The following is a 14,514-nucleotide window of genomic DNA, read 5'->3' on the forward strand; positions in this document are numbered from 1 at the left end:
ACGGCTCGATGAACTTCCACTGGGCATTGGTGAGTTGCCTACGCGTCACGACCACAGTCCTACCGGGATCCACCCCGCGGAGAGGCCAGAACCCAGGAACTGATCACGACATCACACAGGCCCTAGGGATGAAGGGAAGCCGTAGGTCATCGCCGACGTTGCTGGAGGAGGTCCGCGCCCAATAGCGCCAGGCCGCTGAAGCCGTGCGCGCGGCCGCGCGGGCCTGCGGCGAGCGCGCCCACCGCATCAGCCAGGCCAGTACGACCAGCGCCTCTGCACAGCGGAAGGTCGGATGAGTGTCCTTGCGGTCTGGAGCTGGCAGACCGGACGCGCCCCGCGGAAGAGCAACAAACATGACAGGCGCTCAGCGTCTCGTCTCGTACCTGGTCAGGATCACGCCGCAGGGAAGTGTCCGCGTCTGCACCAGGTTGAGGTTCACCCAGTTGTCCAGCGCGGTGAAGAACGGCGTGCCGCCGCCCACCAGGACCGGCGCGGTGGCCAGCACGTACTCGTCGATCAGCCCGCCCCGCATGGCCGCCCCGGCGAGCGTCGCGCCGCCGATGTCCATCGGGCCGCCGTCCTCGGCCTTGAGCCGGGTGATCTCGGCGACCGCGTCGCCGGTGACCAGGCGGGTGTTCCAGTCGACCTTGTCGATCGTCGAGGAGAACACCACCTTCGACATGCCCCGCCAGCGGCGCGCGAACTCGATCTCCGCCGGGGTGGCGTGGGGCTGCTGGTCGCCGGTCGGCCAGTAGGAGCTCATCGTCTGCCAGAGCTTGCGTCCGTACAGCGTCAGGTCGGTCGCCTGCAACTGGTCGGACCAGAACTGGAACAGCTCGTCGCTCGGCACGCTCCAGCCGATGTCGTCGCCGGGCGCGGCGATGTAGCCGTCCAGGGACAGGTTCATGCCGTAGATCAGCTTCCGCATGGCGCCAGCCTTCCATCCGTGGGTCTCCGGAGTATGGACCAGCGCGGCGCGGGAAACTCATCGGTGCACGATCTGGGCTCCGCGGAGGGCCTCGCCGGTCCGGGCGACGAGAACCGGACGGACAGCTTGAGACGCAGGCGCACGCGTGAGGCCCGGATCCACAGGATTCGGGCCTCACGCCACTTCAGTAGCGGGGATAGGATTTGAACCTGCGACCTCTGGGTTATGAGCCCAGCGAGCTACCGAGCTGCTCCACCCCGCGTCGGCAGGCCCAACTGTACGCCACCCATGGCACTGCCCAGGACCAGGTCGACGAAGCCGTCCGTGTCGCCGTAATCCTGCGGGCCTGCGCCCCGGTGGCTGCTCCCGCACGAGAAACGGCTCGAGCTGAGGGGGCGGAACGTGTCTTCGACATCGCCGAAGGCTGCCACAGCGTCGGCCTCGTGTGAGGCACTCACCGCGCTGCCGGCACCGCCTGGGACGCGCGGCAGACCGCCGAGGCCGCCAGGTTCGGCGCCCAGGTCCTGAGCCTGCGGATGACCGGTGACTGCGGTGTCGCCGCTGCGGTGCGGGTGTGCCTTCATACTCCGAGGCCGCGAGCTGGTTCGCTGGAAAGACGAGACGGCGAGGGCGGGGGAGTAGCGGGGAACGCCCCGGCGGCGCGGACATCGGACCGGCCGGGCCGACCTGCCGCCCCGCCACTGCACCGCCCGAGTCCGGTGCTACTTGAGCAGGTGGGCCGCCTCCACCTGCTGGAGGTGGATCACGACGTCGTACGACTCCGAGAGCCGGACCTGGGGGGCGTCCGCGATCCCGGGGTAGGTGGCGCCGATGTTCTTGACGGTGCGCGGCGCGGCGAGCCAGGCGCGAGCCTCCGCCGGGGTCTTGCGCAGGTCCACCACGAAGTCGCGGTACCGTACCCGGTCGAGGGTGTGCTCGGTGGTGCCGGGCGCGGACGGGCCGACGGTGAAGCGGTGGACGCCGCCGTCTGGGCCGAAGGCGTTGAACGAGCCGCGGTCGAAGGTGAGTCCGACACTCAGGTAGCCGGCGCCCAGCTGCTCGCGCAGGAAGTCCCCCTGGACCCTCGGATAGGCACCGGGGATGTAGGTGCGAAGTGCGATGTGGCCGTTGTGGGCGGCGAGCATGATCTTGTCGCCGGTCCGCTGCTGCCACCAGGCGACGTTCTCCGCCATGATCCGGTCGCGGTAGAGCATGAGGTCGGGGATGCTCCGGGGGTCGTCCCAGTCGAAGGCGAACAGCGTGGTCATCTGGTGGATCGCGGTTGCGTGCTGGACGGCCCAGGCGTGCGCGTCGGCGTCGGCGCCCGTGCCGGGCCGCTGCTTGAGCAGGTCCACCGCTCGCCCGGTCCGCTCGGCGAGCTCCTTGCGTTCGGCCATCGGCTTCGACAGGTAGTCGTTGACATACGTCTCGGCGTCGGTGGCGGGCCGCAGGCCCCGGTACAGCTCGGTCAGCCGAGGGGTGAGGTCGGGGTGGGCCGCGGCCGCGTAGGCGCTCACCTTGTCGTACAACTCGGCACCGGCGAACCCGCCGTCGTCGCCGACGAAGCGGACCGGATCCTTCGGGTGCTTGACGTTGTACGCGCGCACCCACTGGAGCAGATCGCGGTACTCGGCGTTGTTCCACCAGCGGTAGGTGCCCTGGAACTCCTCGTCCATGATCTGCTTCAAGTCGCCCTCGCCGCGCAGGAGGTAGGCATCGAGTCGCAGTCCGGTGCTCCATGGCGCTTCGAGGGCGAAGGCCCGGAAGCCCTTCTCCTCGACCAGGTAGCGCAAGACCCGGTGCTTGACGGTGAGGAACTCGTGCGAGCTGTGGGTGGCCTCGCCCAGGCCCACCACCTTGGCGTCGTCGACCATCCGGCCGAACGGGCGCAGGTCGGCCAGACCGCCGCGGGGCTCGGTGGTGCGCAGCGGGTGAGCCACCCGGCCCAGGGCCGCCTCGGGAGAGCGGAACGCGGAGGCCACGGCCTCCTCCGGGCCGACGGGCGCGACGGCCTCGGCGGAGACCGGTACGGCGGCCGGGGTAGGCGGGGTGGCGGCGGAGGCGGCCGGGACGACGGCCAGGGTGGCACCGAGCGGGACGAGCAGGGCGGCGAGCAGGACCTTGTGCGTGTTCATGGACCCCACCCTCGCCGCTCGGGGGCACCCCGGACCATCCCGTACACCCCCCGACCGGCCGGGGAGTCAGCTACACCATCGGTGGGCGGGGAACCGGAGCCCTGGTTCCGGTCGGGAACGGCGGGCGGACGCAAGCGGCTCGCAGCCGAAGCGCCATCAGCGGCAGCTCGACCCTGTCCGCCGCGCCACACCCTCCGGCCGCGCCAGAGGCACGAGGCCCGAAGAGCGCAGTCGACACCGCTGACGCCCCGATCCGATGCTCGCCACGCGTCGTGGCGGGGCCACGGATCGGGTTCAACAGCACAGCTTCATGATCGGGTCGTCGAAGTCAGCTGGCCTGCGCGATGACCGCTGCTGGTGGATCTGATGCGGTACGCGGCCGGCCCCAGGATATGGGGCCGGCCGCGGGGTGCCGGGGATACCCGCGCACCTGTCACCTGGTCGGAGTCCGCGCCGTAGGGGTTGGCCGGTGCGAGCCTCCTGCCGGGGATCACCCGGACACCATGACGATGACAGGACGGCGGTCCCCAGGCGACAGGCCGGGCATCATCACGCACATGTTGAGCGTGGTTCACTCGATCTGTACGGAGCAATGGAGCTTTCAGCGCGCGACTTGTGCGTGGCGCGCATGATTCGGGGAGTTGGCCGTGGACACGATCGACCGCCACATACTGAACATCCTCCGCAAGGACGGGCGAGCGTCCGTGTCGGAGATCGCACGTGCTGTGGGACTCTCAGCGGCTCCGTGCGCCCGCCGCATAGAGCGCATGGAGAGGGCGGGTGTGATCCGCGGCTACACCGCGGTCATCGAGGACAGCCGGGCGGGCATGCTTCAGGCGTTCATCGAGATCCGCCTGCTCGGCGCGACCGACAGCGACGAGATCCAGGGCATCTCCGAGAGCATCCCGGAGATCGAGGAGAGCCACAGCATCGCCGGCACCTCCGACGCCCTGCTCAAGCTCCGGGTCCGGGACGTGAACCATCTGCAGCAGGTGATCAACGCCGTACGCCGGACCGGCAAGGTGGAGGGCACCAAGACCTTCATCATCATGAACACCTGGACCCGCGCGACCGAGCAAGCCGGCACCCCTTGAACCCCGAAACGGCATCACGCCCGAGGCTCGGAGGCCATCCGCCTGCCGACGGCAGGCTTGTTCAGCCGAACAGGGTTCCGTCGCCCCGCCTCGGGCCCGGGTGATGGCAGGTCGTCCGCGTGGTCCTTCGGAGAGAGGGCTACAGGGATCCGCTGGCCGACGGGTCCATGGCAGACCTCGGAACTGTCGCTTCGGGCCGTCCCCACTTCCGAGCCCCCGGCACGTGCGGTCATGGAGTGGCGGGCAGGAGTTCTGACGATCCGTGGTGCAGGCCGGACGTCGTCGCCCGGTACGCGACTGACCCGGTGGCTCCTGGAGCCGTCCGGGCGGGTCACTCACGTGCTGGGGTGACGGTGTGCGCGAGTTGGAAGCGTGAGTGCAGGCCCAGTTTCCGGTAGACGCGGGTGAGGGTCGCTTCGACCGTCTTGACGCTGACGGTGAGGGTGGTGGCGATGTCGCGGTTGCTCGCTCCGGCGGCGGCGAGTTCGGCACAGCGCTGTTCGGCGGAGGTGAGGCGGGGGTGGGCGTTGTCCGTGGGGGTGGCTTCCAGTCGGCTGAGGGTGTGCGCGGCGGTTTGGGCCCAGGGGTGTGCCTGGTGGGCGGAGAAGAGGTCGGCGGCGCTTTGCGCGGCGGTGCGGGCGCTGGCGCGTCGGCGTCCGCGTCGTTCGGTGTGGCTGAGCGCCAGCAGGGTCCTGCCGCGTTCGAGGGGGAGGTGGCGAAGGTGGCCGGCCGCGTCGGTGAGGCGCCGGGCCGCGGTGTCGTAGTCGCCGCGGGCGGCTTCCAGAAGCGCCTGGGCGCGTTCGAGCGGAGGGAGGACCGCGTCCCTGCCGAGGTCGGTCGCGGTGCGGCGGGTGTCGTCCAGCAGGCTCTGTGCCTGGTCGAGGTGGCCGAGGGCGACGAGGGTCTCGGCGAGTTCGGGATGCCAGCGCAGGACGGACGGGTCGTGGACCTGCTGGAGCTCCTCCAGTGCGCGGACCTCCTCCAGGGCCTCCAGGGCTTCTTTCGGGCGGCCGGTGGCCAGGAGGAGGTGGCCGAGGGCGAAGAGGTTGCGGGAGAGGAAGACCTTGTTGTCCTCCTGTCGGGCGGTGTCGACTCCGCGGCGTGCGTGGACGAGGGCGAGGTCGGTGCGCCCGGCGGTGCCTTCGACGAGGGCGGAGGTGTAGCACGCCGGTGCGGCTGACAGTCCGGTCTCGTCGGTCAGCGCCTGGGCGCGGTGGGCGTGCTCGAGTGCCCTGGTGCACCGTCCGGCGCGGAGTTCGGCCTCGGCGAGGCTGCGCAGGATGTCCACGGTCGCCTCGGCGTCTCCCGTCCGCTCGGCTTCGACCAGCAGGGGAAGCAGCGCGGTGCGGGCCTCGTCCGGGCGGTCGTCGAAGAGGGCGTGCCGGGCGGCGAGGTGCTGGGGCGTGCCGTTGGCCGGGAGGGGGGCGGCGCGGGGCAGGGACAGGGCGCGGCTGAGCGTGGTCCCGGCGTCGGGGTGGCCGAGGACGCGTTGGACGCGGGCCTGCATCGTGAGGGCCATGACGGTGGTGGCGGTGTCACCGGCGGCCTCGGCGAGGGCGGCGGCCCGGCCGGCCAGGGCACACGCCCGGCGGGGGTCGCCTTCGTTGACGTTGGCCCAGACGGACCGGCGGATGAGGACCTGCGCGGTGAGGTCGGGTTGTCCGGCCGCCGCGTGGAGTGCGTCGGCGAACAGTTCGTCGGCGCTCTGCAGGTGCCGGCCGCTCGCGTCGATCAGGGCGACGAGGGCGTCGACGCGCTGGGCCGGGGTGGTGTCGTGGCCCACGATGAGGCGGGCGGCGGCCCGGCCGCGGGGGAGGTCGCCGTAGTGGGCGGCGTCGCGTACGGCGGTCAGGGCCCGTTCGGTGAGCAGGTCGCTGTCGTCGTGCGGGGTGCGCTGGGCGGCGAGGAGGGAGAGCTCTGCCGCGAGCGCGTGGTCGCCGCGCTGCCGGGCGCGCACGGCGGCGCGGGCGGCGTGGCGGGCCGACCGCGGGTCGGCGGCATCGGCCGCCAGCACGGTGTGCCGGTCGCGGCGGACGCCGTCACGGCTGGCCTCGGCCAGGCGGGCGTGCAGGAGCCTGCGCGCGTGGCCCGGCAGCCGGGCCACGAGTTCGGTGCCGATCGCGGAGGCGGTGAACCGCATCGTCCCGTCGGGCTGTCCGAGGTCGATGAGCCCGGCTTCCTCGGCCTCGGCCAGGAGGTTTTCGGCTGCCGGGCCGGCGAGATCGCCCAGCAGGTCCAGGTCGGGCCGGTCGTCGAGTGCGGCGAACGTCAGCAGTTCCTGTACCTGGGCCGGTACCTCGTCCAGCCATTCGCCCACCAGTCGGCGGGCCGTCGGGGGCAGGGCCGACTCGCTTTCACCGTCCCGGTCCGGGAGCGGGAGCGAGGCGTCGGCCAGCGCCAGGGCCAGGGCCGGATTCCCGCCGCTGCAGGAGTGGATCCGCGTGACCACGCGGAGGGCGAACCGGTAAGGGGACAGCAGCATCGCCACCTGAGTGACCGTCAGGGGCAGGATGCGTACCGCGCGCGTGTCCTCCCCGCACCAGTGACCTCCGGCCTGCGGGCGCCAGGTGCGCTCGGCCGCGATGACGGGAAGGTCCGGGGTCAGGCGTAGCGCCCAGTCCAGGACGGCGGCGCTGGCGGGGTCCAGCCACTGGGCGTTGTCCACCATCAGGGTCATGGGTGGTGCCTCCCGCAGCAGAGCGGCGGTCTGCCGGCGCAGCCGCAGGGCCGCACCGGCGCCGTCCGGAAATCCCGGCCGGCCGGCGGCGTCGTCGAGTGCCGCCGTCAGCTCCCGCGCGGCAGGCAGTGTCGGAAGGGCCAAGGCGAGTTCGAGCAGCCCGGCGCAGGGAACCCGGGCGTCCTGCGGACGGGGGGCCAGCCGCAGGACGGGGAGACCTAGCTGTCGCCCCAGGGCCGCGGCCACGGTGGTCTTTCCGCTTCCGGGCGGCCCGAACAGGACCACCCGGCGGGCGCCGGGCACGTCTTCCGGCATAACCGGCAGCACGGGACCGGCCTCGTGGAACGCGCTCATCCACATCTCGGAGTCTGGCATCGGGCCATGGTGCGCCCGTCGGGCCTGCCCGGTCCAGGTCAAGGGATTGCCCCGATGTAGGCCGCCCTCCGCGTCCCTAGCCTCATGGCCACAGCCGAGCCAACTGCCGCCGAACGCCCCCCGCACCCCAGATGACGTCCTGCGGCAACCCCCGACAAGGCTCGGCGGAAGGATTGCGATGAACCGCAAGAACGCCCTGGCAGCCGCTGTCGCGGCAGCCCTCGCCCTGGGCTCCGTGACCGTGGTGGCCACCCAGTCCAGCGCGGCTCCCCGGCCCACCGCGGCCGCCGGTACCTCCGCCGCCCGACCTGGCGCCGGGTTCCGGGCGATGACGGCCGACGCGCGCGGCGAGGCGATACGCACGGCCGACCGGAACGCGTCCGCGACCGCCCGCGCGCTCGGTCTGGGCCCCGACGAGCGCCTGGTGGCCAAGGACGTGCTGATCGACGCCGACGGCTCCCGGCACGTGCGCTACGACCGCACCTACAGAGGCCTGTCCGTCATCGGCGGCGACATGGTGGTGCACCTCGCCGAGGACGGCACGATCACCGGCTCGGACCTGGCGCACCAGGGCGCGATCCGGATCGCCGGCACCACCCCGAAGCTGACGGCGGCCGACGCCTCGGCCAAGGCCGTGAAGCACGCCAGGCACGTGAAGAAGGCGAAGGCCGGCAGCAAGGACAGCACCCTGGTGGTGTACGCGGTCGGCAAGATCCCCGTCCTCGCCTACCGTTCGACCGTCACCGGCGCGGGAGAGACCGGCCCGGCCTCGCGGGAGGCGGTGATCGTCGACGCGACCAGCGGCGCGGCGCTGGACCAGTACGAGCTGCACCAGAGCATCACGGGCACCGGCAACGGCGTCACCGTCGGCCAGGTCTCCGTCGAGACCACGCAGACCGCCGGCGGCTACACCCTGACCGACGCCGCGCACGGCGGCACCATCGTCTACGACTCCTACAACAGCCCGCAGTCGAACCCCAGGCAGAACGCCCGGGCCTTCTCCAAGACCACCAACTCCTGGGGCAACGGCACCAGTTCCAGCCGCGAGAGCGCCGCGGTGGACGCCTCCTACGGCCTGGCCAAGACCTGGGACTACTACAAGAACTCCTTCAACCGCTCCGGCATCCGCAACGACGGCCGGGGCGCCCCGGCCTACGTGCACGTCGACAACAGCCTGGTCAACGCCTTCTACGACGACAACTGCTTCTGCATGTACTTCGGCGACGGCTCCTCGCAGAACGGCAACACCCCGGTCACCGCGGTGGACGTGGCGGGCCACGAGATGAGCCACGGCGTCACCGCCGCCACCGCCAACCTCACCTACTCCGGCGAGTCCGGCGGCCTCAACGAGGCCACCAGCGACATCTTCGGCACCATGGTCGAGTTCTCCGCCGGCAACACCGGCGACCCGGGCGACTACTACATCGGCGAGAAGCTCAACATGTCCGGCGGCTACCTGCGCCGGATGGACAACCCCGCCGCCGACGGCAGATCGCTGTCGTGCTGGACCTCCGGCGCCGGCTCGGCGGACGTGCACCTCTCCTCCGGCATCGGCAACCACTTCTTCTACCTGGCCGCCGAGGGCACCGGGGCGAAGACCATCGGCGGACGCTCGCACACCGGCACCACCTGCAACAACGACACCTTCGCGGGCATCGGCAAGGACAAGGCCGCCGCCGTCTGGTACCGGGCGCTGTCCACGTACATGACCTCCACCACCAACTACGCCGGCGCCCGCACCGCCACCCTGCAGGCCGCCGCCGACCTGTACGGCACCAACTCCCAGGAGCGCTACCTCGTCTCCAAGGCCTGGGCCGCCGTCAGCGTCGGCACCGCCCTGCCCGACCCCGGCACGGGCACCCCCACCCCCTCTCCGACCACCCCCACCCCCTCGCCCACCACGCCCCCCAGCGGGAACGCACTGGCCAACGGCAGCTTCGAGCAGGGCACCGGCGGCTGGACCCAGAGCGACAGCATCATCACCAACTCGTCCCTGCAGGCCGCGCGTGACGGGTCCTGGTACGCCTGGATGATGGGCTACGGCACCGACGCCGTCGAGTCCCTGTCCCAGTCGAACATCGCGGTGCCCTCCACCGGCACCCCGAAGCTCACCTTCTGGCTGAAGGTCTCCACCCAGGAGTCCGGCTCCGCGGCCTACGACACCCTCAAGGTCAACGTCAACGGCACCACGCTGGCCACCTACTCCAACGCCAACGCCTCCTCGGGATACGTCCAGAAGACCGTCGACCTGTCCGCCTACAAGGGGCAGACGGTGAAGCTGGAGTTCGCCGGCACCGAAGACACCTACCTGTCGACCGTCTTCCTCCTCGACGGCATCGCCATCGGCTGACCGGTCCCGCGCACCACCCGTGCTCCTGCGGCCGGGGCCCCTGCTCGGGTGCCCCGACCGCAGGATCCACCGCATTCACGCGGAGCTGACGTCCACGGGCGCGGGAGGCCGTCCCGGCCGTCCGGTCTATGCACCACCGCTTTCGCGGCGCGTTCAACAACCGGACACCTTTTGGTCGAGTACATGACAGGCGAGGCCGGAAAGATCTTCCCCATCAGGGCAAACCCCCTCATACAAGGAAGAAACATGACGAAACGTCTGACGTCTCGCGCCTCCGCGATGGCTCTCTGCACGGCACTGGCGACCTCGTTCGCCCTCCCGGCGCAGGCCTCCGGGATCGACAGCGTCCGGCCGAAGGCCGAGACCGCGCCGCTGTTCGACGACGAGGCTGGCGGCAACGCCAACGCGGACGACCCGGCGATCTGGCGCAACCCCGCCGACCCGGGCCGCAGCCTGGTGATCGCCACCGCCAAGCAGGGCGGCCTGCGGGCCTACGACCTGGACGCGCGCCAGGTGCAGTCGATCCCCGCCCCGGCCGGGCCGAGCCCCGACGACAAGCCCGGTCGCTTCAACAACGTCGACCTGGTGCAGGGCCTGCGCCTGGGCGGCGTGCGCGCGGACGTCGCGGTGGTCAGCGACCGGGGCAACGACCGACTGCGGATCTACCGCATCGACCGGGACAAGCCCGGCGGCCCGCTCACCGACGTCACCGACCCGGGAGCGCGGCCCGTGTTCTCCGCCGACCAGGCCGAGATCAACGAGCAGAAGACCGCGTACGGCCTGGCCACCTGGACCGACCGCGCCACCGGCCGCTCCTACGCCCTGGTCAGCCGGCGCAACCGCACCCGGATCGCCCTGCTGGAACTGCTCCCCACCGCGACGGGCACCGTCGGCTACCGCCAGGTCCGCACCCTGGACCTGCCCTCCTCCTTCCGCCTGCCCAACGGCGCCGCCTGGACGCCCTGCGCCGAGCCGGGCGAACTGCCGCAGGTCGAGGGCATGGTCGTCGACCCCGCGGACGGCACCCTGTACGCGGGGCAGGAGGACGTCGGAATCTGGCGCATCGACGCGGGCCTGACCGGCACGCCGACACTGATCGACAAGGTCCGCGAGTACGGCGTCCCGGGCACGTACGACGAGCAGACCGAGGAGTGCACGCCCGGCGCCGACCCCGGCTTCGGCGGCACGCACCTGACCGCCGACGTCGAGGGCCTGACCCTGGTCACCGAGCCGGACAGCGACGGCTACCTGCTCGCCTCCAGCCAGGGCGACGACACCTTCGTCGCCTACGACCGCGAGCGCGACGAGGACAACGAGTACGAGAACGGCTTCCGCATCGCCGCGGCCTCCGCCACCCTCGACGGCTCCGAGGTCTGCGACGGAGCCGCCGCCCTCGACGCCCCGCTCGGCACGCGCTACCCCAACGGTCTGCTCGTCGTCCAGGACGGCGAGGAGACCCCCGGTGACGGCGACCGCGAGGCCACCGGCTTCAAGTTCGTCGACCTCGGCGAGGTCCTCGACGTCATCGACTGACGAACGAACGCCGCGGGCGCACGGCTACCACACCGTGCACCCGTCCCGCCATCCCGCCCCGAAGAGACGGGCCGGCCGTCTTCGGACCGAGGACGCCCGCGGCATGGCCCCGAGGCGGTGGCGAACCATTGAGGGAGCGATCACGTTGCCCCGAGGCCAGGCTCGTAGCCTGCCTCGGAGAAGCTCACGCGACTGCTCCCCCGGTCGAAGCGCAGCGGGTGCAGGCGGTGCGGTTGCCGCCCAGCCGCCCGTAGGGGCCACGGCCCCAGAATCGCGCGGGAGTGGATCTGTGACGAGTTCTGCTTCGTACCGTCGGCATACGAGTTCACAGAAGCGGATGCGGAGGAGCTGACCGCCGGCCGGGACTGGTGAACTATGACAGGAAGTCACCTCAGCTCAAAGCCATTCGTTGAGAGCTGTGATCAGCACGGCCGCCTCGTAGCGGACAGCGAGCTTGTCGTACCGCGTGGCGACAGCCCGGTGCCGCTTGAGGCGGTTGATTCCGCACTCGACCGCATGACGCTCGCGGTAGTCGACCGGGTCGAGATGCAGAGGGCGGCCGCCGCGGGAACCGCGCTTGCGGCGGTTGCGCGCCTGGTCGGCCTTGTCCGGGATGGTGCAGCGGATCCCACGTCGGCGCAGGTAGGCACGGTTTCTGCGGGAGGCGTATGCCTTGTCGGCCCGCATGCGGTCGGGGCGGACGCGTGGTCGGCTCGGTCCAATGCGGGGCACGCGGACCTTCTCCAGCACCGGTTCGAACTGCGGCGAGTCCCCGCGCTGTCCGGCCGTCACCACGATCGCCATGGGTTTCTGACCCTGCTCGACGATCAGGTGCAGCTTGGTGGTGAACCCGCTGCGCGACCCTCCCAGCCCGTGATCATTTGGCTCGGTGAAGATGCCGCCCGGTGGTGGTGGCCTGGCGGTTGCGGTCGCCGGCCGTGTGGCCGATGATTCGCCATCCGCCGCCGTCGGGGATGTTGCCGACTTTCTTGATGTCGACGTGGACCAGTTCTACCGGCCAGTCGCGTTCGTAACGTCGGATCGGCTCGCCGGTGGGTCGGTCTAGCCAGGCCAGCCGGTTCAGCCGGTGGCGGGTCGGGATTCGTTGCACGGTCGAGGCGGGAGGGCCCAGGATCGGGCCGATCCGGGCCGGGCCGAGCTTACGGGCCCGCCGCAGGTCACAGACGCGGTCTTCCATCGTGGACGCGGCCGGTGCGGGGTGGTGTCGGCTCGGACGGTCGTGCAGACCGGTGTCGCCCTCGGCCCGCCACCGGGCATCCATGTGTGGGCGGTGGCCGGGGAGATGCCCATCTCGGCGGCCACATGGATGACCGGACGGCCTGAGCAGACCCGTTGGATCAGTAGTCCCCTACCGAAGACGGTCAGCCGGGCATTACGGTGGGGCACGAAGACCTCCGTGCGGTGAGTTCCTAGACAGCTCCCACCACACCGGAGGTCTTCGCCATGTTCAAGACCAGACCAGCGTCAACATCGCGCGTGATCAATACATCTAGCGCTGTGCGCGGTTGCGGCGTACGTGGTTCAGCGTCACCGCGGCCGGGAGGCCAGTCAGGAGGAGAGACAGTCCCACCGGGAGTACCCCGGCCCACAGCGTGGGGGAGACGTATGCGGTGCCGGACGGACCGTCTATCAGCCGCGCACGGACGGGTTGCGAATCAACGTCACCCTCGACCAGGACGGCGGACGGCGAGCCGCCGTCGTCCGGGGTGAAGAGGCCCGAGCAGGACCTCGACGTTCCCCCATTGACCACGGTGTTGTCGTAGGTCCGGCAGTCGGCCTCGGTCACGGTCCCGCTCTCGCCCCACAGCGCTGTCCGCAGCTCTCCGGTGAAGTTCGTCAGCACGACGTAGGACAGAACCAGCCCGACCAGACAGGCCAGCGCCAGCCACGGCGCGGGTCCGACCTCCTCCGGTCGCCCGTCCAGAACGTCCCCACCCTCGCTCATGCCCACCCCCGGATCGCCGACGGGCTTTCATGGTGACCGATCCGAAGCCCCCGCAGAACCCCTCCATGGCGTGCTGGTGGGCGCGCACGTGTGTCAGGCCGACCGGCACCGGCCGGTCAGGGCGTAGGCGCGAGTTCGTGTCACCGCTGGTCACAGAACCGCTTGGAGCAAGCGCCGTAGCTGGCGATCCGCCAACTGCAATGCTCAGTCACAGCCGCTCCCGGCGGCTGCCAAGGAGACCGTCTGCCAGCCCTCCACTGAGGCTCGGGACACGCACGTCCGGCGGCGACCCCATCAGCATCGAGTTGAAGGGGCACTTCACGTCATCCCACGGCAGATCAGCCGCCCGGCCGTGCCGGCCGGTCTCGCCGACTCGGCGCACTCTCGTTCGCCTTGACCAGAGAGATAGGGGTGCCCCGCATCGGTTGCTGTGCGGGGGCTGGCCGGGTGGGGGCGGGGGGTCAGCCGGCGGGGGAGCCGCTGACCTTGCCCACGGGGCTGATCTCGAGCTTCCCGTTGTCTCCGCCGTCGGTGACGGGGAGCGTGCCTGCCGGCCACTTCAGAGTGACGTGCTTGGTTTCGTTCGGGGGTGTCACCACGAGGTCGGTCAGCTGCACGCCGGAGCCGCCGCTGTTGTTGACCGGGAATGTGATGTTGAAGGCGGCGGTCTTTCCGTCCTTGAGGATCTGGGGAAGAGCCTGCTCGCCGTTGCGGTTCACGGAGAAGGTGTCGCCCTGGGACGTCTTCAGGTCGACACCCGCGAAGCCGCTGATGCGGCAGCTGCTGCCGCCGCTGTTCTTGAAGGAGACGGTGACGACGCCTTCCGTCTTGTCCGTGGTGTTGTCGGTGGCGGCGACCTCGAGAGCGTCGGTGCGGCAGATGCCGACCTTGCCGCCGCTATTGTCACCAGTGTCGGCGCTCCGGTCGCTCCCGCCGGTGCTGGCGCCGGCGCCCTGGTCGCTCCCGCCGGTGCCGGTCTCGGCGCTCGGGTCCGTCTGGTCCGGTCCGCCGGTGCCGCCTGCCTTGTCCGCCGACGCGGTGGGGCTGGCCTGCGTGTTGTCCGAGGCGTTGTCCTCGCCGTTGCAGGCGGTGAGCGAGAGTGCGGCCACGAGGCCGATGGCGGCGGCGACGGCCTTGCGGGTGTGCAGCATGATTCCCCCGGGATGCGGTGAGTCTGTGCGGTCTGGGTGATGCCGTGGTGCGTACCTATTTGTACCGCGCAGTTAGTTACGAACCGTCAGTGATCATGTCCGCGTTCAGTCACAGATGGGGCCGCGCCCCGGCGTCTAGTAGTGCTTTGTTAGGTGGTCTTGTCGTGGTGGGTGGGTAGTAGTTCGCTGGCTGTATGAGGGCTGGGGAGCTTGCTGCGGTGCGGGGCCGGGTGGAGGAGTTCGCGGCGGAGGTGTTCGCGCCGTTGGTGCGTCGGGATCAGCGGGCGAAGGGCGCGTTATATCTG

At 70.8% G+C, this 14,514-nt stretch carries 9 protein-coding genes, 1 tRNA gene and 2 pseudogenes; 4 read left to right on the forward strand and 8 right to left on the reverse strand.

The genetic code is table 11. The features are described 5' to 3' along the window. Window positions 1–364 precede the first annotated feature (364 nt). The 3 genes from MRBLMG1_RS33465 to MRBLMG1_RS33475 form a co-directional block, all read right to left on the reverse strand. Window positions 365–928: a dihydrofolate reductase family protein gene (locus MRBLMG1_RS33465; protein ID WP_367827901.1), complete on the reverse strand. Its 564-nt coding sequence runs from the start codon at window positions 926–928 to the stop codon at window positions 365–367. A gap of 188 nt (window positions 929–1,116) precedes the next feature. Next, window positions 1,117–1,190, reverse strand: a tRNA-Met gene (locus MRBLMG1_RS33470). A gap of 460 nt (window positions 1,191–1,650) precedes the next feature. Further along, window positions 1,651–3,063, reverse strand: a complete 1,413-nt coding sequence (locus MRBLMG1_RS33475; RefSeq protein ID WP_367827902.1) for an erythromycin esterase family protein — start codon at window positions 3,061–3,063, stop codon at window positions 1,651–1,653. Between the two features lie 647 nt (window positions 3,064–3,710). On the opposite strand from MRBLMG1_RS33475, the gene MRBLMG1_RS33480 reads away from it, so the two are divergent. Further along, window positions 3,711–4,157 carry an Lrp/AsnC family transcriptional regulator gene (locus tag MRBLMG1_RS33480; RefSeq protein ID WP_367827903.1) on the forward strand — a complete coding sequence of 149 codons (447 nt, stop codon included), beginning with the start codon at window positions 3,711–3,713 and terminating at the stop codon, window positions 4,155–4,157. Window positions 4,158–4,488: 331 nt separating this feature from the next. Here the strand turns inward: MRBLMG1_RS33480 and MRBLMG1_RS33485 are convergent, their stop codons facing one another. Beyond that, on the reverse strand, window positions 4,489–7,209 hold the full coding sequence (locus MRBLMG1_RS33485; protein WP_367827904.1) for a helix-turn-helix transcriptional regulator: 2,721 nt from the start codon (window positions 7,207–7,209) through the stop codon (window positions 4,489–4,491). 178 nt (window positions 7,210–7,387) lie between these two features. Between MRBLMG1_RS33485 and MRBLMG1_RS33490 the strand changes: the two genes are divergently transcribed. From MRBLMG1_RS33490 to MRBLMG1_RS33500, 3 genes are all read left to right on the forward strand, one after another. Then, window positions 7,388–9,559 carry a M4 family metallopeptidase gene (locus tag MRBLMG1_RS33490; protein ID WP_367827905.1) on the forward strand — a complete coding sequence of 724 codons (2,172 nt, stop codon included), beginning with the start codon at window positions 7,388–7,390 and terminating at the stop codon, window positions 9,557–9,559. 246 nt (window positions 9,560–9,805) lie between these two features. Then, window positions 9,806–11,092: a phytase gene (locus MRBLMG1_RS33495; RefSeq protein ID WP_367827906.1), complete on the forward strand. Its 1,287-nt coding sequence runs from the start codon at window positions 9,806–9,808 to the stop codon at window positions 11,090–11,092. Window positions 11,093–11,362: 270 nt separating this feature from the next. Then, window positions 11,363–11,464 (forward strand): DUF5713 family protein, encoded by a 102-nt coding sequence (locus MRBLMG1_RS33500; protein WP_367827909.1) that lies wholly within the window; start codon window positions 11,363–11,365, stop codon window positions 11,462–11,464. Window positions 11,465–11,488: 24 nt separating this feature from the next. Here MRBLMG1_RS33500 and MRBLMG1_RS33505 read toward each other — a convergent pair. From MRBLMG1_RS33505 to MRBLMG1_RS33520, 4 genes and pseudogenes are all read right to left on the reverse strand, one after another. After that, window positions 11,489–12,001: pseudogene (locus tag MRBLMG1_RS33505) on the reverse strand (IS5 family transposase); the annotation flags it as partial. Further along, a pseudogene (locus MRBLMG1_RS33510) lies at window positions 11,991–12,499 on the reverse strand (leucine zipper domain-containing protein); the annotation flags it as partial. The pseudogenes MRBLMG1_RS33510 and MRBLMG1_RS33505, both read right to left, overlap by 11 nt. A gap of 103 nt (window positions 12,500–12,602) precedes the next feature. Next, on the reverse strand, window positions 12,603–13,058 hold the full coding sequence (locus MRBLMG1_RS33515; protein ID WP_367827907.1) for a hypothetical protein: 456 nt from the start codon (window positions 13,056–13,058) through the stop codon (window positions 12,603–12,605). Between the two features lie 461 nt (window positions 13,059–13,519). Beyond that, window positions 13,520–14,209, reverse strand: coding sequence for a DUF4232 domain-containing protein (locus MRBLMG1_RS33520; protein ID WP_367827908.1), 690 nt, complete (start codon window positions 14,207–14,209; stop codon window positions 13,520–13,522). Between the last annotated feature and the right edge of the window lie 305 nt (window positions 14,210–14,514).

The organism is Streptomyces sp. LMG1-1-1.1 (assembly GCF_040815545.1).
GTDB lineage: Bacteria > Actinomycetota > Actinomycetes > Streptomycetales > Streptomycetaceae > Streptomyces.